The organism is Paenibacillus sp. F024, assembly GCF_057814255.1.
The window spans coordinates 176,635-195,866 of sequence record NZ_JBVASZ010000007.1 but is presented as its reverse complement, the minus strand read 5'-3'; the positions used below and the strand labels follow the sequence as shown (position 1 = coordinate 195,866).

The 19,232-nt window shown below is 52.8% G+C and carries 14 protein-coding genes; 7 read left to right on the top strand and 7 right to left on the bottom strand.

Annotation, left to right across the window (positions count from 1 at the left end; all coding sequences use genetic code 11):
- Positions 1-135 precede the first annotated feature (135 nt).
- The 4 genes from ACZYR9_RS10285 to ACZYR9_RS10270 all read left to right on the top strand — a co-directional run bounded on the left by ACZYR9_RS10285 (position 136) and on the right by ACZYR9_RS10270 (position 3,856).
- Positions 136-270, top strand: coding sequence for a hypothetical protein (locus ACZYR9_RS10285; protein ID WP_488978379.1), 135 nt, complete (start codon positions 136-138; stop codon positions 268-270).
- Positions 271-362: 92 nt separating this feature from the next.
- A complete protein-coding gene (locus tag ACZYR9_RS10280; protein WP_488978378.1) occupies positions 363-1,115 on the top strand; it encodes an HAD family hydrolase in 753 nt (250 codons plus the stop codon).
- A 59-nt stretch (positions 1,116-1,174) separates the two neighbouring features.
- The gene (shc, locus tag ACZYR9_RS10275; RefSeq protein WP_488978377.1) at positions 1,175-3,082 is read left to right on the top strand and encodes a squalene--hopene cyclase; all 1,908 of its coding nucleotides are present in this window, start codon (positions 1,175-1,177) and stop codon (positions 3,080-3,082) included.
- 264 nt (positions 3,083-3,346) lie between these two features.
- Entirely contained in the window at positions 3,347-3,856 is a 510-nt protein-coding gene (locus ACZYR9_RS10270; protein WP_488978376.1) for a hypothetical protein, read from the top strand.
- Positions 3,857-3,899: 43 nt separating this feature from the next.
- On the opposite strand, the gene ACZYR9_RS10265 is transcribed toward ACZYR9_RS10270, so the two are convergent.
- From ACZYR9_RS10265 to gltB, 3 genes are all read right to left on the bottom strand, one after another.
- A complete protein-coding gene (locus tag ACZYR9_RS10265) occupies positions 3,900-4,130 on the bottom strand; it encodes a hypothetical protein (RefSeq protein WP_488978375.1) in 231 nt (76 codons plus the stop codon).
- A 170-nt stretch (positions 4,131-4,300) separates the two neighbouring features.
- Entirely contained in the window at positions 4,301-5,785 is a 1,485-nt protein-coding gene (locus tag ACZYR9_RS10260; RefSeq protein WP_488978374.1) for a glutamate synthase subunit beta, read from the bottom strand.
- A 13-nt stretch (positions 5,786-5,798) separates the two neighbouring features.
- The gene (gene gltB, locus ACZYR9_RS10255) at positions 5,799-10,391 is read right to left on the bottom strand and encodes a glutamate synthase large subunit (RefSeq protein WP_488978373.1); all 4,593 of its coding nucleotides are present in this window, start codon (positions 10,389-10,391) and stop codon (positions 5,799-5,801) included.
- Positions 10,392-10,702: 311 nt separating this feature from the next.
- Between gltB and ACZYR9_RS10250 the strand changes: the two genes are divergently transcribed.
- Positions 10,703-11,869: a PAS domain-containing protein gene (locus ACZYR9_RS10250; protein ID WP_488978372.1), complete on the top strand. Its 1,167-nt coding sequence runs from the start codon at positions 10,703-10,705 to the stop codon at positions 11,867-11,869.
- Positions 11,870-11,954: 85 nt separating this feature from the next.
- Positions 11,955-12,533 (top strand): thymidine kinase, encoded by a 579-nt coding sequence (locus tag ACZYR9_RS10245; protein ID WP_488978371.1) that lies wholly within the window; start codon positions 11,955-11,957, stop codon positions 12,531-12,533.
- A 72-nt stretch (positions 12,534-12,605) separates the two neighbouring features.
- On the opposite strand, the gene ACZYR9_RS10240 is transcribed toward ACZYR9_RS10245, so the two are convergent.
- Together ACZYR9_RS10240 and hisC are read right to left on the bottom strand one after the other, a co-directional pair.
- Complete coding sequence (locus ACZYR9_RS10240) at positions 12,606-13,838, bottom strand: aminopeptidase (protein WP_488978370.1); 1,233 nt, start codon at positions 13,836-13,838, stop codon at positions 12,606-12,608.
- A 269-nt stretch (positions 13,839-14,107) separates the two neighbouring features.
- Positions 14,108-15,232, bottom strand: a complete 1,125-nt coding sequence (gene hisC / locus ACZYR9_RS10235) for a histidinol-phosphate transaminase (RefSeq protein WP_488978369.1) — start codon at positions 15,230-15,232, stop codon at positions 14,108-14,110.
- A 247-nt stretch (positions 15,233-15,479) separates the two neighbouring features.
- Between hisC and ACZYR9_RS10230 the strand changes: the two genes are divergently transcribed.
- Complete coding sequence (locus ACZYR9_RS10230; RefSeq protein WP_488978368.1) at positions 15,480-17,084, top strand: ATP-binding protein; 1,605 nt, start codon at positions 15,480-15,482, stop codon at positions 17,082-17,084.
- Positions 17,085-17,157: 73 nt separating this feature from the next.
- Here the strand turns inward: ACZYR9_RS10230 and ACZYR9_RS10225 are convergent, their stop codons facing one another.
- Together ACZYR9_RS10225 and ACZYR9_RS10220 are read right to left on the bottom strand one after the other, a co-directional pair.
- Positions 17,158-17,538, bottom strand: coding sequence for a carboxymuconolactone decarboxylase family protein (locus ACZYR9_RS10225; RefSeq protein WP_488978367.1), 381 nt, complete (start codon positions 17,536-17,538; stop codon positions 17,158-17,160).
- 40 nt (positions 17,539-17,578) lie between these two features.
- The gene (locus ACZYR9_RS10220) at positions 17,579-19,219 is read right to left on the bottom strand and encodes a thiamine pyrophosphate-binding protein (RefSeq protein WP_488978366.1); all 1,641 of its coding nucleotides are present in this window, start codon (positions 19,217-19,219) and stop codon (positions 17,579-17,581) included.
- Between the last annotated feature and the right edge of the window lie 13 nt (positions 19,220-19,232).

Genomic DNA, 19,232 nt, shown 5'->3' with positions numbered 1-19,232 from the left:
TCTCGAAAAGTCCAGTCCCAATTCAATTTTCAAAGAGCCAACGCTGGAAATTTTGAAAGCGGTCGCCAGTTCCCTGGGGAACTGGAAATTGGCCTTCAAAGCTTTACAACAAATATGATACGAGGAGAGGTGTAGATGCAAATTCGTTTATTCCGTAAAGGCGGTTCTTCCTCAAAGCCCAGTGCCGAAGTTTCGCTAATCGGAGCAGAAAGCGTCTTTGAAGGTGCTTGGCGTTCGGAGGAGGATATCCGCATTGAAGGGCGTTTATAGGAATGCTCGAGCTTGATCCGCTGCAGGAGGATAGGACTATCGCTATCGCCATGCTATAATAATAGGAAGCTGATAGAGAGTAGGAGAAGCCTATGAGAAAACAGACGATACTGTTTGATATGGACGATACGCTCATTTATTGCAATAAATTTTTCGATTTGGTGATCGACCAGTTTGCGGATCAGATGGAGACCTGGTTTCACGGATATCCATTCTCCATGGAGGAAATGAAGAAAAAACAGGCCCAAATCGATCTGGAGCGGGTCATGCTAAGCGGATTTTCACCGGACCATTTTCCCCAGTCGTTCGTCGACACTTACGAATATTACTCGGATATGACAGGACGCACCAAAAGCCAAGGGGAGATCCGGCGTTTGCTTGAGCTTGGCGCTTCCGTTTACGGGCACAGCATTGAGCCTTATGACTATATGGAAGAAACATTGAGCGAGCTGCAAGCAGACGGGCATATCCTCCATCTGTACACGGGGGGCGATCCGGCCATTCAAATGCGCAAGGTGACAGAGGCCGGTCTTGAGCGTTATTTTGAAGACCGGATTCACATTACCCGGCATAAGAACGCCGAATTCCTCCAGGAGTTAATCCGGTCTCAAGGCTTTGACCGCAGAGAGACTTGGATGATCGGCAATTCCCTGCGCACCGATATCCTGCCCGCGCTGAAGAATGGGATTCACGCCATATTCATGCCTGTCGAACGGGAGTGGGCGTACAATCTGGTGGAGGTGGACGTTAAGCCGTCCGGAGCTTATTTTACCTTGACCTCATTAAACCAAATTCCGGAAACGATCCGCAGATATACGCTATCCAAGTATGCATCCGGCTCTTAAGCACCCGCATGATTCCCGCTTCTTGCCCATACAATGATTTGGGGAGAGGTGATGGGCGAATGAAACGGAATACCGAAGCGGTTGAAGCCGCCATGAATCGTTTGATAGAGGGATTGCTGAAGATGCAGTCACCGGACGGATCATGGCGTTTTTGCTTTGAGAACGGAATATTGACGGACGCCTATATGATCATTATCTTAAGGCTCTTAAAGTTTGACGGGGAAAATCTTATACGTCGTTTAGCTTCACGGATACTGGACAAACAAGGACCTGAGGGATCGTGGACATGGTACCATGACGATGACGACGGACATCTGTCGGCTACGGTTGAGGCATATTACGCTCTCTTGTACTCAGGTACAGCAGATCAAACCGATGAGGCTCTGCAGAAAGCCAAAAGGTATATTCTTCGCAAAGGCGGTCTGCACAACGTCAGCGGAGCGCTCACCAAGGTGCTGCTGGCTGTAACCGGACAAATTCCCTGGTCCCATTTTCGCCGAATACCGCTTGAATTCATTCTGCTGCCTTCCTCCTTTCCTTTCAGCTTCCAGGATTTATCCAGCTATGCCCGTGTGCATCTGGCCTCCATTCTGATCCTGGCCGACCTCAAGTTTATCCTACGTAACGAAACGACACCTGATCTGTCCGATCTTTTAACGGCGGTATCCGATTCGCCGGAAAGACAGCGGGAGGAGGAGTCCCGTTGGGTTTCCTTCGTCGAGCATATCCAAGAAGCGATTCAGAAGCTTGCCTCGCTCCCCGAGGAGCTCCATCGGCAGGCCCTGCAGCATGCAAAAAACTATATGCTGGACCGGATTGAACCAAACGGGACCCTGTACAGCTATGCCACCAGCACTTTTTTGATGATCTTTGCCTTGCTTGCGCTGAGATATGACGCTAATCATCCTGTTATCCAAAATGCCGTACAAGGCTTGAAATCCCTGGCCTGCGAAGCGGACGGACAGCTGCATATCCAAAATTCTCCTCCCACGGTTTGGGATACGGCGCTGATCAGCCACGCGCTGCAGGCATCCGGTTATTCCGCAGAGCACCCGGCGATCGCCCGAGCGGATGCTTACCTGCTCTCCCGCCAGCAAAGCAAGCTTGCGGATTGGAGCTGGGGACTGGAGCATCCGCTGCCGGGCGGCTGGGGCTTTTCCGATATCAATACGATCATACCCGATGTGGATGATACGACCGCATCGCTGAGAGCTTTGCGGCGAACCCCTGCCCGCTCCGGCCCACAGTTTCGTGAAGCCCGCGCTCGTGGACTAAACTGGGTATTAGCCTTGCAAAACAAGGACGGCGGATGGCCCGCTTTCGAGAAGGGCAAGGATTCCGAGCTTCTCACCCGTCTTCTGCCCGTCGACGGGGCCGAGGCAGCGGCGATCGATCCGTCCACGGCCGACCTTACAGGACGAACGTTGGAGTATCTTGGAAGTGAAGCGGGACTTGATATCGCTCACCCGATCATTGCCCGCGGCGCTGACTGGCTGATCCGGAATCAGAAGGCCGACGGCTCCTGGTACGGACGCTGGGGAATCTGCTACATATACGGGACCTGGGCCGCTATAACCGGACTTATCGCCGTTGGAGCGCCAAGACAGCATGTCTCCATCCTGAAAGCGGTAAACTGGCTTACCTCCATCCAAAATCCCGATGGCGGCTGGGGTGAATCATGCCGCAGCGACCAGGTGAAGCATTATGTCCCGCTACAGGCCGGTACCCCTTCCCAAACGGCTTGGGCGCTCGATGCGCTCGTGGCCGTACACCCGCAGCCAACCGATTCCATTCATAAAGGAATGTTGGCTTTGGCGAAAATGGTGCAGCTCGGAAATACCGGATGGACGGCCAAATACCCGACAGGCGCCGGACTGCCCGGCGATTTTTATACCCGCTACCACAGCTACAATTACATCTGGCCTTTGCTGACGCTTGCGCATTACAAAAAGAAGTATGATGGATGAGAGTTTTAACGTCCCGAGGAGCACTTCTCCCAGCAAGAGCGCGACGGAAGCGGTGCGCCACTCTCGATAACGATACGGAGCTTCGGCTCTGCTGATCTTTCTCTACTTTAAAAGACTCAAAGCGCTCCACCACCCCTCTGTCCATGGCATGGCTCTGGATTCTCTCAATTGGGTCCGGTTCAAAAACATTGGGTTCAAGCCATAAATAGCCAGGCTTGCGAATAGAGTATAAGGAATGAGAGAGCGAAAGGAGATCGGTAAGACGTGAGGAAGCCGAACCAGTTCGTATATCGTAACGAAAGATACGGATTTACGCTGCGCTTTCCCTTATGGTGGAGAAATTACTGCGTGGTCGGTGCAAGAAGACAGGATCGCGATACCGAGTATGAACTGCATTTTCGCTTTAAGTTTAAGGGGAAATTGTATGAGGATATTTTTGCGATTATGGTGTTTCGGATGACGCGGGAGGAATGGATAAAGCAGGGATACGCAGATTCACCGATTTCATTTATTGCGGAGGTGGAAGGCCGGGTGTTTGCCTATCTAACTCCGGAAGAACTGCCGCATGCTTTCTATGACGATAAGACCGGGGACTATGATTACAAAAAGTACCGGGCCGCCATCGAGCTGCTTAAAAGGATGGTCAACCAGGATGTTCCGCGGATCGTGCAGTCAATGCGCTTCCCCGGCCGCGCGATTACGATGACATCGACCCCCTATCGAATAAGCAAAGTAAGCTCCTGCCTCATTCATAAACGCGTCAAGCGCAGATAACCCAGGCCAGCCGGGCTGAGACCTTTTCAGCTCAAGCTGGCTTTTATGAGGAGAACCATCGGCCGGAACGGCTTTTTTTCCGTCCAAACCTGTCCATCCTGGACAGATTGGATTCCAAGGCGGAGAATTCGGCCGAAATCGTTTGTAAGGATACGGCAGCTTCGGACTCACTGCGGCTAAGCTCCTCTATAGCCGCTGTTTCCGCTGAAGCCTCTTCTTCTGCTGCCGACAGCAGTCCCCTCAGCTCTTCTGGTGTTAGAATCGGTTTTAACATCCTTCCCCGCCTCCTTGGCTTGGCGTAACGCGCTGATATAATAAGACGATGAAAAAAAATCTATGGTTTCGGCAAAATCAATGAAATATATCCGTGCAATACTGAAAAAAGCTCGACTCCGCGCCTTTCCGCGCGGGCCGAGCCTTTGGGGTAAAGCTTATGACTCATTCTTACGGCAGGTTCGTGGAGCCCATCAGATAACGGTCCACTTCACGGGCCGCCTCCCTGCCTTCATTGATCGCCCAAACGACAAGGCTTTGTCCGCGGCGCATATCTCCTGCGGCAAAGACACCTTCCACATTGGTGGCGTAACGTCCGTACTCTGCCTTGGCGTTGGAGCGATCGTCCCGTTCCACGCCAAGCTGCTCAAGTACCGGGCTCTCCGGACCCATAAAGCCCATAGCGATCAGCACCAGCTGTGCAGGGTACACCTTCTCGCTGTCCGGCACTTCAACCGGTACAAACCGCCCTTGGCCGTCCTTCTTCCACTCGATCAGTACGGTATGCAGCTCTTTGACGTTGCCGTTCTCGTCACCGACGAATTTCTTCGTGGAGATCAAATATTTGCGTGGATCCTCGCCCTGCAGTGCAGCCGCTTCCTCTTGGCCATAATCAACCTTGAGCACCTTCGGCCACTCCGGCCAAGGGTTGTTGGGCTGACGTTGATCCGCTGGCTTAGGCATAATCTCGAACTGCGTAACGCTGCGGCACTTATGGCGAATCGATGTGCCTACGCAGTCCGTGCCGGTATCTCCGCCGCCGATAACGATGACATCTATTCCTTCGGCGGACAAGTACATTCCATCCTTGTGTCCCGAATCGAGCAGACTCTTTGTATTTTTCGACAGAAACTCCATCGCCAGGTGAATGCCTTTGAGCTCGCGCCCTTCAATCTTCAGATCGCGGCCCAAGGTTGCGCCTCCGCACAGCACAACGGCGTCAAACTCTTCTTTCAGCTGTGAAGCCGGAAGATCTTTGCCGATTTCCGTCCCCGTAACGAAATGGACGCCTTCGGCGGCAAGCACGTCAATGCGCCGCTGGACATATTTTTTATCCAGCTTCATGTTCGGGATGCCGTACATCAACAGGCCCCCTGCCCGATCCGACCTCTCGTACACGGTTACGGTATGACCCGCCTTATTCAGCTGAGCGGCACAGGCGAGGCCCGAAGGCCCGGAGCCGACGACGGCGACCTTCTTGCTTGTACGTACAGCTGGAGGCTGCGGAACGACCCAGCCTTCAGCGAACCCTTTGTCGATGATCGATTTTTCAATGTTTTTAATCGTGACCGGCGATCCGTTCAAGCCTACCGTACAGGAGCCCTCACAGGGAGCCGGGCAGACACGACCGGTAAATTCCGGGAAGTTGTTCGTCTTATGCAGACGCTCCAGCGCCTCTCTCCATTGCCCGCGATAGACCAGGTCGTTCCATTCGGGAATCAAATTGTTCACCGGACAGCCGGCAGCCATTCCGCTGATCAGCTTGCCGGTGTGGCAAAACGGGATACCGCAATCCATGCAGCGTGCTCCCTGCTGCTGCAGCTTGGCCTCCGTCATCGGAACGGCAAACTCCTGCCAATGCGCGATTCGCAGCAGCGGAGCGTTGTCGACCGGGACTTCGCGATCATACTCCATGAAACCGGTTGGGTTACCCATCGAACTATCCTCCTTAGTTGCCGCTCACGCGGGAGATGTCCTTCATATTTTCCTCGAAGGCTACCAGCATCGCTTCTTGTTGGCTCAGACCCGAACGCTTTACGCGTTCAATCGCCTCAAACATCCGTTTGTAATCCTTCGGAATGACTTTAACGAACTTCCACAAGTAGTCTTCCCAATGCTGCAGTATGCGGTGAGCCACAGCGCTGTCCGTGAACGTGGCATGATGCTGAATCATGTTCTTCAGCTCTTCGGCTTCAAATATTTCCTCTACCGTTTCCAGCAGAACCATATCTTTATTGCAGCTGCTTGCAAACGTGCCCTGTTCATCAAGCACATAGGCGATACCGCCTGACATTCCTGCTGCAAAGTTACGCCCTGTCGGCCCAAGCACAACGACTCGGCCACCGGTCATATATTCGCAGCCATGATCTCCGACGCCTTCCACCACAGCCCGCACGCCCGAGTTCCTGACGCAAAAGCGCTCGCCGGCTATCCCGCGGATGTAGGCTTCACCGTCCGTAGCTCCATAGAAGGCCACATTGCCGATAATGATATTGTCCTCGGCGACAAATCCCGATTTCTCCGAAGGGAATACGGCCAGCTTGCCCCCCGACAACCCCTTGCCGAAATAATCGTTGGCATCGCCCTCCAAGGACAGCGTTATGCCTTGGGGCACAAAGGCGCCGAAGCTCTGACCCGCCGACCCGTTAAAATGAAGACGAATCGTATCGTCTGGCAGCCCTTGCGCCCCGTACCTGCGGGTCACCTCGCTGCCAAGGATCGTGCCTACAACCCGATTGGTGTTGCGAATCGGCAGTATCGCATGCACCCTTTCCCTTCGTTCAAGCGCAGGCTCGGCAATCGCCAGCAGCTCCCTCACATCAAGCGAGCGGTCCAAGCCGTGGTCTTGAAGGGCCGAACAGAACCGGCCTACCTCCTCGCCGACTTCGGGCTGATGCAGCAGCGGCGATAAATCAATGCCCTTCGCCTTCCAATGCTTCACGGCTTCTTTGGTTTCCAAAATCTCCGTATGACCTACCATCTCTTCGACCGAACGGAATCCCAGCTGAGCCATCAGCTCACGGACATCCTGCGCGACAAAGTTCATGAAGTTGACCACATGCTGCGGATCTCCGGTAAATTTCTTGCGCAGCTCCGGATTTTGCGTCGCCACTCCTACCGGACAAGTATCCAAATGACATACCCTCATCATGATACAGCCCAAAGCGATCAACGGCGTCGTCGCAAAGCCGAACTCTTCTGCCCCAAGCAGGGCGGCAATGACCACATCGCGTCCGGTCATCAGCTTTCCGTCCGTCTCGACCGTAATCCGGCTGCGAAGATTGTTCAGCACCAGCGTCTGGTGCGTTTCCGCAAGCCCGAGCTCCCAAGGAAGTCCGGCATGGCGGATGGACGTTTGCGGTGATGCGCCCGTGCCTCCGTCATATCCGCTGATCAGCACGACATCGGCTTTTCCTTTGGCTACCCCTGCAGCGACGGTGCCTACGCCCACCTCGGATACCAGCTTGACGCTGATGCGGGCCCTCGGATTCGCGTTCTTCAGATCGTGAATCAGCTCCGCCAGATCCTCAATCGAGTAAATGTCATGGTGCGGAGGAGGCGAAATCAGCCCTACGCCCGGCGTCACACCGCGCACCTCGGCGACCCAAGGATATACCTTGGAGCCCGGAAGCTGGCCGCCTTCGCCCGGCTTTGCGCCCTGGGCCATCTTGATCTGGAGTTCATCGGCGTTGACCAGATAATTGCTGGTGACGCCGAACCGGCCGGATGCCACCTGCTTGATCGCACTTCTCCGCAGATCACCGTTCTCATCGGGCTGGAAGCGGTCCGGATGCTCTCCACCCTCGCCGGTATTGCTTTTGCCTCCAATCCGGTTCATGGCGATCGCAAGGCTTTCATGCGCTTCCTTCGAAATCGAGCCGTACGACATCGCGCCCGTTTTGAACCGCTTGAACATCGATTCGACGGACTCAACCTCCTCAATCGGCACGGGCTGCCTTACGGAACGGAAAGAGAATAAGGAACGCAGCGTCATGTAACGTTCGTTCTCCTGGTGAATCAGCTTGACGAATTGTTTGTACATGGCGTAATTGTTCGTTCGGACGGCCGTCTGCAGCGCATGAATGGTCTCCGGATGATAAATATGCTCCTCCCCGTTCTTGCGCCACTGCAGCTCTCCTCCCGTATCCAGCACCCGGTCGCGTCCTTCCTGATTCGAGAACGCCCGTCTGTGACGAAGCAGCGCCTCCTGCGCAATCGCGTCGATCTTAATCCCGCCGACGGGCGTATACGTCCATGTGAAATGTTTATCGATAACGGAGGAATCCAAACCGATCGCTTCAAAAATTTGTGCACCTCGATAGGACTGAATGGTGGAAATCCCCATCTTCGCGAGTACCTTCACGACACCCTTCGTAGCCGCTTTCATATAATGATAGACCGCTTTGTCGTAGGTTATATCCTTAAGCATGCCTTGGCGAATGAGGCCGTCCAGCGATTCCAATGCCAAATACGGGTTGATCGCGCCGGCACCGTAACCAAGCAAAAGCGCAAAATGGTGCACTTCCCGCGGTTCGCCTGATTCCAAAATTAGCCCTACCTTCGTCCGCGTTCCCGCACGGATCAAATGATGATGCAGACCGGAGACAGCGAGCAGCGCCGGAATGGCCGCCTGCTTCTCGTCCACCCCGCGATCGGACAAAATGAGTAGTGTTGCGCCGCCGGCAATGGCCTGATCCGCTTCCAAGAAAAGCTCCTCCATTGCCCGTTCCAAGCCGTCGGATCCCTCGCTTGCGTTAAACAGGATCGGCAGCGTAACCGCCTTGAAGCCCTCGCGCCCGTTATGCCGCAGCTTTGCGAGCTCTTCGTTGGTCAGCATCGGCGTTTCGATCCGGATTTGCCTGCAGCTCTCAGGCTTCGGGTCGATCAGGCTGCCCTCAGGTCCGAGCGTCGTCCCCTGTGCCGTAATGATCTCTTCAAAGTTGGCGTCGATCGGCGGGTTGGTCACCTGCGCGAAAAGCTGCTTAAAATAGTGGTAGAGCAGCTGCGGACGTTCGGATAATACCGCCAAAGGCGCATCGAAGCCCATTGATCCCACCGGATCGACGCCCGTCCGGGCCATCGGTTCAAGCACCTTGCGCAGATTTTCGAATGTGTAACCGAAAGCCTGCTGGCGCTGAAGCAGAGTATCGCTATCGATCGACGGCACTTCAGGTGCGTCCGGGAGATCTTTTAAAGAGATCAAGTGCTCGTTTAACCATTGGCGGTAAGGCTGCTCCTTCACCACTCGATCCTTGATCTCTTCATCCGACACGATACGGCCTTCCTCCGTATCCACCAGCAGCATGCGTCCGGGTTCAAGCCGTTGCTTCGAAACGATACGCTCCGGAGCAATAGGAAGGACGCCGGCTTCAGAAGCGAGCACGATCAAATCATCTTTCGTAACGTAATAACGTGCAGGCCTCAGACCGTTTCGATCCAGCACCGCACCGATCGAACGGCCGTCTGTGAAAGCGATGGCCGCAGGCCCGTCCCAAGGCTCCATCAAGCAGCTGTGGTATTCGTAAAACGCTTTCTTTTCATCGCTCATCGACTCATGCTTGGACCAAGGCTCGGGGATCATCATCATCGCCGCATGCGGCAAAGAACGCCCGGCCAGCAGCAAAAATTCCAGGGCGTTATCGAACATCTGTGAGTCCGAGCCCTCCGTATCTATAATGGGGAGAATGGCTTCATAATCGCTTCCGAACAGCTCCGTCTTGCACATCGCTTGACGCGCATGCATCCAATTCACATTGCCGCGCAGCGTATTGATTTCACCGTTGTGGATCAAATAGCGGTAGGGGTGAGCTCTTTCCCAGCTGGGAAACGTATTGGTGCTGAATCGGGAGTGAACCAGGGCAAGAGCCGATTCCAGCTCGGGATCCTGCAGCTCCACGTAGTATTCATCTACCTGCTCCGGCGTAAGCATTCCCTTATATACAATGGTACGGCTCGATAAGCTGGAGAAATAAAACGGCTCCGCACCGCCGAGAGCACGCGCCCCCTTCTCAGACAGCTTTCGAATGACGTACAGCTTGCGTTCAAATGCAAGATTATTTCCCGCATCTTCCGACGCACCGATCAATACCTGCCGGATAACGGGCTCAGCCGATTTGGCGGTTTCACCCAGCCCGGCATTGTTCGTAGGCACGGTCCTCCAGCCGAGGAAGACTTGACCGGTCTGACGCACCTTCTCTTCGACTAACCGTTCACAGGCAATCCGAGAATCGGTCTCGCGGGGTAAAAATACCATTCCTACACCGTAACGTCCCGGAGACGGAAGAAGAATGCCTTCCTCCCGGCAAGCATTGCGCAAGAATTTATCGGGAATTTGCAGCAAAATGCCCGCTCCGTCCCCCGTATTGGTTTCGCAGCCTTGTCCGCCGCGATGATCCAGGTTGCAAAGCACCGTAAGCGCCTGGGTTACAATCTCATGGGAAGGGCTTCCTTTCATGTGAGCGACAAATCCGATTCCGCAAGCATCGTGCTCGAATTGCGGATCATAAAGACCTTGTTTTGGGGGTAATCCATGTCTGTTCATGCCTCGCGCAACCTCTCATTCCGGAATTTTGTAGTGTTGCCACAAACAAAGACCGAGGGGCCAAAAGACTGACAGGGATGAAGTTATGAGGGGACTAGGAATGTATGCTTCTGCCTCCTAGGACTTAACTGTGACAATTCTATGAACTGTAGATAATATGTTTAATATTAGCATTCCATTCTTATTATAGCAATTTAAAATAAAGAGATTTTTAGATCTGTTTTCCTCTTCTGGGCGGAAAAGAAGGAGGGTTTATGTAGATTTTTGACGAATGTTATCAACAACAGACAAATGGGAAGGAAGTCCTGCCTATGAACGATGATATCGTACCCGTAAGCCTCTCGGAAAAGCTGCTTCTCAAAGCGACAAAGGGGAATCCCCGCCTTCTTGCCGACCTGGCTCTGAAAAGCTTTACCGCTTCTCAGTCCGCGACGCTCCTGCTTGATGCGGACTGCAGCCTGTTATTTGCAAACGACTACGTTACCTCCAGACTAGGTTATACAGCGGATGAATTAACGAAGATGAATCTCCAGGCACTTGTGCATCCGGGAGAGCTTCTGCTGTGTATGCATCATTTAAGCCAATTGATTTTAGGACAGCTTTCCCGTTACGAAACGGAAATGCGCTGGCTTCGTGCAGACGGTCAGATCGTATGGATGAAAGTAGATGCTTTTGAACTGAATGGAAATCACGGATCTCCTCATTATATTTGTATACAGGCTCAAGAAATCACCGCGCTGAAGCAAACGGAAACGGCTCTGAAAGAATCGCGGCTGGCCATGGCCTCCATGCTTGAAACGATAGCTGATGCCTATCTTATGCTTGATCGGAGCGGAAGATTCATCCATATGAACCGGAGTGCGGAAATGCTGTTTCAACGAAACCGCGAGGAGCTGCTTGGAAGGGAGCTTCGGCTCGCCCTGCCGGAGTGGATCGGTTCCACTCTTCATAAAGCCTGTCATAAGGCGATGGAGCAAGCTTCTCCTGTACTCTTGCAGGAGTACTACGCTGAAGTAAACCGGTGGATCGAAGCGAACTGTTCCCCCTGCAAGCCGGGAGTGTCCGTCGTCATGCGGGACGTAACCCTGCAAAAGGAAAAGGAAGCAGCCATGAATACGAGGCTTCAGCAGCTGGATTCGATGATCGAGCATGCCGTTGACACCATTGCCATACTCGATCCGGAATTTCGCCTGGTCAGGGCGAATCGCGCATTCATCAGGACATTCGGGTTCTCCGGCGAAGAGCTCACCGGACAGAGGCCGCTAATGATACCGGAAGAACTGTGGAGCGAAACCGAGCTTTTGTTCCGTCAAGCATTCCATGGCGAGCAAATCGGAGAATTTCAGGCCATCCGGCGGTGTAAGGACGGCTCGCTGCTGGATATGAGCCTGACCCTTTCGCCGATTGTTGGCTCGGATCACGTTATCACGGGAATTTGTATGATCGGACGTGTGATCAAGGAACACGAAAGCAAATAAAGAGTGTGCTGCAAAACTTGGTCAAATGGGAATGATGTGCTATGATAGGGTTCGTTACTTTTGGGGGAGAGGACGGGCTTTCAACTTGGCCAAGCTATATTTCCGATACGGTACCATGAACAGCGGCAAATCGATTGAAGTGCTGCGTGTGGCGCATAATTACGAGGAACAGGGAAAGAAGGTTCTGCTCTTTACTCCCGCGGTGGATTCCCGCGAAGGCGTGGGAACGGTAGCTTCCCGCATCGGCATGCGCAAAGACGGGATTGTGATTGACGACCAGCTTGACATGGTGGCACTGGCCGCCAAAGAAAGACCCAACTGCATTCTGATTGACGAAGCGCAGTTCCTGAATAAACAGCAGGTGCTGCAGTTAACCGAAATTGTCGATACATTAGGGATTCCCGTGATAGCCTACGGCCTTCGGGCCGACTTTATGGCCCAACTGTTCGAGGGCAGCTATCATCTGCTCGCCTTGGCGGACAAAATTGAGGAGATCAAGACGGTGTGCTGGTATTGCGACAGGAAAGCAACCATGAATATGCGCTGCGAGAACGGCCGCCCCGTATTCCAAGGCGAACAAATTCAAATCGGCGGCAATGAAAGCTATTTGCCGGTCTGCCGCAAATGCTACTCATCAAAAAAGAAAGTAGCTCACAACCTGTAACTTATGCTGACCTTTAACCAAAGAACGGAGCGAAAAAGCGCGTACGGCTTCGCTCCGTTCTTTCATTTGCGGTTATATGGCCCAGTTTCCCTGCCGGATCAGCGGTTCCCTACGGCCATCCGAGGTCAATCCGTCTACATTCATTTCCCCGGAACCGATCATAAAATCAACATGAACCAAGCTGGTGTTGGCGCCGTTGTCCGCGAGCTCCTGTTCGGACATCTCGGTGCCTCCCTGAAGATTTACCTGGTAGGCCTGTCCTAAAGCCACATGGCTTGAGGCATTCTCGTCAAACAACGTATTATAGAAAATCAAATTGGAATTCGAAATGGGCGATTGATGCGGCACCAGCGCAATTTCGCCCAAACGGCCTGCTCCATCGTCGGTTTCCAGCAGCCGTTTCAATGCATCATAGCCTGTTTCGGCCGAGACATCGACTACTTTGCCGTCTTTAAAGGCAAGGGAAAACCCGTCGATAATTTGGCCGGCGTAATTCAGCGGCTTCGTGCTGCGCACCACGCCGTTCACGCCGTCCTTATGGGGCATGGTAAACACTTCCTCAGTCGGCATATTGGGGTTAAACCATACACCCTTGGCATTCTCTTTGGCGCCCCCAAGCCATATATGCTTCTCCGGCAAATCCACGGTCAGATTCGTGCCCGGCGCTTCGTATATCAGCTGCTTATACCGTTTGTTATTTAACCGCTCGACGGTTTGAGCCAGGTGCGCGTTATGCTTTTTCCATGCCTCAATAGGATTCTCCATATCCACCCGGGTCGCCTCAAAAATCCGGCCCCACAACGCTTCCACAGCGGCTTGTGCCGACAGCTCCGGAAATACCTTTTGCGCCCATGGCTCGGTAGCGATCGAGATCAGCGACCATGCCACCTTATGCGACATGATATAGCTTCGGTAGGTTTTTAAGGCCGAAGCGTTCGTTTTGGTAGCTGCCGCAATCCGGTCGGGATCGACATCCTTCATGAGGTCCGGACTGGGCGAATAGATCGAGAGGAATGCCGCGCCGTTCTCCGCCATTTCCGTCATGCCTTGGGCCTTCCACATCGGATACTCCTGGAAAGCCTCCATCGGAGCCAGCTTGTATTTGATATGCGCGAGCTGCTCGTCGCTCCACTCCACATGCACATGCTTGGCTCCGGCTTCATAGGCTTTGGCGGCAATGAGCCGTACCAGCTCGACCGCTTGAAGCGGTGCGTTCACAACCAGCGTCTGCCCTTTCTGCACGTTCACTCCGACATGCACAGCCAACGCCGCATACTTCTCCAACTGCTCTTTCGTAGGAACCATAGCACCCTCCATCATCATTGTTGTTTTTTCTACAGTATAACCTTTTCGCAGTCCGGCACCAAATCTCTTCCATAAAAAGAAAACCGCCTTATCGACGGTTTCTTCATGCTATCGTATGAATAGCGTATATCGCTTAAGATTTTCTCGGCTTGGCGCCCGCCACCTCCGAATCCCGGTTGTTGCCGGGCGCTGCTTTTTTGCCGTTGTTGTTGGCGTTGTCGCGTGACATCGAAGTCTCCCCCTTTCCTAAGAATCAGGGGTAGTGTGTCCTAAAGCGCGCCAAGGCATTCGATCAAAAAGTCGTTTTCTTCCTTCGTTCCCACCGTTATACGCACATGCTCCGGGAGCCCCCAAGCTCCCCCATAGCGTACGATAACCCCAAGGCGAAGCAGACGCTCATACTGTTGAGCCGCATCGGGCCCGAGCTTCACCAGCACAAAGTTGCTGCTGCTTTGGGTATACGGCAGTCCCAGGCGATCCAAAGCCTCGTACAATTGCCGGCGGCCCTGTTCATTTAACCGCTGCGAAGCCTCTATATGCTCCACATCGGTCAAAGCAGCCGTTGCAGCCGCCTGGGCCAGCGCATTGACGTTGAAAGGCTCCTTCACCTGCAAAATATGACGGATTAGGCCTTCCGGAGCGGCGCCAAATCCGACGCGGATCCCGGCCAGGCCGAAAATTTTGGAGAAGGTCTGCAATACAAAAATCGGATATCCTTCGCGTACAAAATCCAACCCGTCGGTATAATCCGACGCCGATGCATAATGGCTGTATGCTGCATCATACACCACCAGAACGCGTTTGGGCAGCTGATCCAGCAAACGCTGAAGCTCTCCCTTGGGCATATAGGTGCCCGTCGGGTTATTCGGGGAACAAATCCAGACGATTTTGGTCCGTTCCGTTAATGCCGCCAGCAGTGCGTCCACATCATAACCAAAATCATCTCTCAACGGTACGCTAATGACCGAGGCTCCCATCAGATTCGCTCCAAATTCATATTCACTGAATGTAGGGGACGGCGCAATAACTTCATCGTCCTGCTCCAGGAATGTCTCGGAGATCAGTGTAATCAGCTCGTCCGCCCCGTTAGTCACGACCAGCTGCTCCGGTTTTAGGTGAAGCCGGTAAGAGATGGCTTCCCGAAGCCCCGAAGCCTGGGCATCCGGGTACCGGTGAAGCTCCGGCAAACCATGGATGATGGCCTCCACCGCTTTGGGCGAAGCCCCCAGCGGATTTTCGTTAGAGGCCAGCTTCACCACCTTGCTCAGACCAAGCTCCTGCTGCACCTCCCAGATTGGTTTTCCCGGAGAATAAGGCTTCATCAGCTCGAGTGTTTTGCGGGCTTGAACCAGCAGCAATTCTGCTGAATTCATCGTATGCTGCGAATCTTTCATCTGCTTCACCATCCTTTTTTGCGATAATGAGATAATAAATTAATACGTTACTAAAGTAAAGTATTTTTTTTGAGAACGGACTCCGTTTTAGAGACCGAACACAGCATATCCATGACCGCTTGGCACGAAGCAAAAAAAGTTATACCACCGACAATAATAGACAGCATTTTCAGACTCTCTGATATATCATGTAAGAGTTCATTCCATTGGATAATAGAATCCCCAAATTTAGGAGCCACAGTAACCTATGATTAACCTTTCGGAACGTATCTCGGCATCCAAAAAAAGATGCCAAACCTATGGACTAAACCCGGTTGTGATCCCCACGCCCTCCAGCAGACTAACAGCCGCCGAGCTGCAAAACAATAGGATCAAATTTGACGAGCTTTTATCGGTCATGAGCTTGTTTGCCGGTCGAATCATGCATTTGCTCAACAACATTCCGCTCCTGCTGGTTCTTACAGATGAGAAAGGATTTATTCTGGAGATGTACGGCGATCAACTCATCAAGAAAACCGTCACGGAGCTCGGTATCGTCAAAGGAATCCAATACACCGAAGAATCCATGGGAACCAATTCGGTTCACTTGGCCTTGACGGAACGTTCACCCGTTTCACTCATCGGTCAAGAACATTTTCACGAGGCTTTGCATCATTTAGCCTGCTACAGCGTCCCCTTTCACTTTACCGGCAGTCACCATTTATCGGGTACCATCTCTCTATTGACTATGATCGACTATCAAAACCCGGTTTTTATCACTCTTCTGTCTAATATCGCCGATTCCATCGAACGAGAGCTCCTGCTGTCAAGAAACAATCACAAGCTGGATATTTTAAACCGGATTTTAATTAAAAACATGCGGCACGGCATCATTATCACCGACCCATTCGGAAGAGTTACCGAATGCAATCCTTTTGCCGAACAAATCACCAATTGTACAAAGCAGGAGCTGCTTGGAAGCTCGATCTTTGACATACAGCCCTTTGGACAATACATGTACAAGGTGCTCGAATACCGCAAATCTTATGAGAACGTGGAGTTGACCTTTGGCAATTTGCAAAGCGGAGGGATCGTGTGCCAGTTTGACAGTTATGCGATCTATGACGATAAAAACAGGGTTATCGGAGCCTACGCCCAGTTCCGCGATATCACGGAGCGCTTTCTGCTGGAGCGTCAAATCATCACGGCGGAGAAATTTTCCGTCATCGGCAAGCTCGCCGCCGGTCTTGCCCACGAGATCCGCAATCCGCTTACCTCCATTACCGGGTTTATCAAAATACTTAAAACAAGTGAACACTTTACGGAAAAGGAACATAGGTACATTGAAATTGTCCATAACGAGCTGCTCCAGCTGAATAAACTGATATCCCAATTTGTGCTGATGGCCAAACCCAGCTTCCCCGACCTGAAACGATTCAATATGCAGGAGCTGATGAAAGAAACGCTGCTTTTTATGGAAAGCCAGTTTATTATCAAGAATGTTTCCGTACAATTTACCCACGAGAACAACCCCATTATGCTGCATGCCGACCCTCTCCAAATCAAGCAAGTGCTGATTAACATCCTGCAGAATGCATTGGAAGCCGTTGATGAAAAAGGAATGATTTTGATTTCGCTGGAATCCGATATGAACCATGTGAAAATACGGATTGAGGATAACGGCATCGGTCTGGAGAAAGACGAGCTTGATCAAATCTTGAACCCTTTCTTCACCACCAAAGAAAACGGGCTAGGGCTCGGGTTGTCCGTCAGCTACCGTATTATTGAAAATCATGGGGGTACGATCGATATTACTTCGAACAAACATGCGGGAACCACGATGACGATTACGTTACCCTTGCTGCAGGCCTAGCACATAAAGAGGGCGCTTTCTTCAAGCGCCCTCCGGTTCAAATCCTTTTACAAGCTTTTGCATGGTAAGGATTCTATATTTGAATTTCCCTTTCTTTGAAAATACGCATCACTACGCCCAATCCCGCTATTGCTTTCGGAAAACCCGCATATGCCGAGCAGTGTAGAATCAATTCCACAATTTCCACAGGCTGCAGTCCTACGTTCAGAGCGGCGTGAATATGAAAATCGAGCTGGTCCACAGCTCCCTGCGTGATCAATGAAGACAGAGTGATCAGCTCGCGCTGCTTGACATCCAGTCCGGGACGGGCGTAAATATCGGCAAACCCGTTGCTTACGATAAATTCGGCGAAGTCGGGATAAAAGCTGCGAATCGCTTCCAGCGGAGGGAACTCCTTTCCCCCCGTCATTTCTTTTAAAACCTCCAACCCTTGCTCATACCTTGCGCTTTCCATAATAGAACTCCTTTCCACCGTAAAAATAAATTTTGCCGGCTTATTCCAACGTTAACAGTCTGGTTAAGATCGGCGGGATTTCATTAGGATCCACTATGATTTCAATGACCGTAGGACCTGGTGATTGCATGGCCGCTGCCACAGCCTCCCGAATTTCCTGGGCGGTCTTGCAGCAGACGCCCATCGCCCCTAAGGAACGGCCGAACATGGCGGCATCCAGAGGCGTTTGGTATACGGCACCTACACTGCGTCCGGTGTTGAAGGACATTCCTTTGTCGACCATGTCCAATCGGCCGTTATTCAACACGATAAACAGAACCGGAAGACGGTGGTTCACGGCGGTGGCAATTTCCGTTCCGTGCATCATGGCGCACCCGTCGCCGGTCAGGCACACAATGGTGCGTTCCGGCAAAGCCGCTTTGGCTCCGACCGCATAGCCGATAGCATGGCCCATAGCGCCAAAGACATCGTCGAAATAAAAGGTGCCCGGCTGGTGAACATCGTAATGACGAATGGCGTAGAACGTATGGCTGCCGTCATCTCCGAACACCATCGCATCGTCCGGCAAAGCGGAACGAAGGGCCAGGACCGCCTCCACCGCAGAGAGAAGACGCCCCTCCTCCGCTTCCACGGACAGCGCCTCCAGCTCCGCGGTTGCAGCCGCTTCATAGATCACGGGCTGCGCTTCCGCCAGATCAATCAGCTTGGCCAGATTTGTCTTTGCATCTCCCAAAATGATGCAGGTAGGAACGGGAAGCGCTTTGGACACAAAGGTCACGTCGTAGTCAAAATGAATGACCTGCTTTGGCATCATCTGCGGGGTAAACCCGGACAAAGTCATATCGCTCAGCTTCGTCCCTACCGCAATCAACAGGTCGACGCCTGATTTCATGTAGTCGTTGGCTTGTACCGTACCCCCGAGCCCGAAATTCCCAAGGCTGAGCGGATGGTTTGTAGGGAATGCCCCTTTACCGCCGGGCGTCATAATCACCGGGATGTTCCAGTGTTCGGCCAGTATGCGAATTTCATCGTAAGCCTCCGCAGCCATCACGCCCTTGCCGACGAACAGCACAGGTCTTTTGGCGGCGTTGAGCAGCGGTATGGCCTCTCCCACATTCGGCGAGATCATCTGAGGAATGTGATCGGGCAGATGGAGCGTAAACGGCTCGATCTGCGCCATCAGAACATCAAAAGGGATGCATAGGTGCACCGGCCCTTTAGCACCGGCGAAAGCTTTCTCCAGCGCATGTTGAAGATAAAGACGTACAAGGTCCGGCCGTTCGGTTCTGGCGCTGAACAACGTGACCGGTTCGAACATCTTGACCAAGTCGGTTCCAAAGCAGCTGGAGTCCTGCCCTAACGCTTTGCCCGATTCGGCAGCCGAGGGCTGACCTGTGATTATGAGCAGCGGCAGGTTATAGGCCTTCGCTTGACCGGCTGCTGTCAGCAGATTGGTACCTCCCGGCCCGGACGTTCCAATGGCCACTCCCAGTTTCTTGTTGCCCAGCGCATAGCCCGCTGCGGCAAAGCCCGCACCCGCTTCGTGGCGGGTCAAGACAAACTCTACATCTGCGCTATCCAAATCGAGCATTAAAGGGGAAATCGATTTTCCCGGGATGCCGAACACATGATTGATACCCCAATTCTTCATATTGCCCGCCAATACTTGCGACAATCGCATGTTTGCACCATCC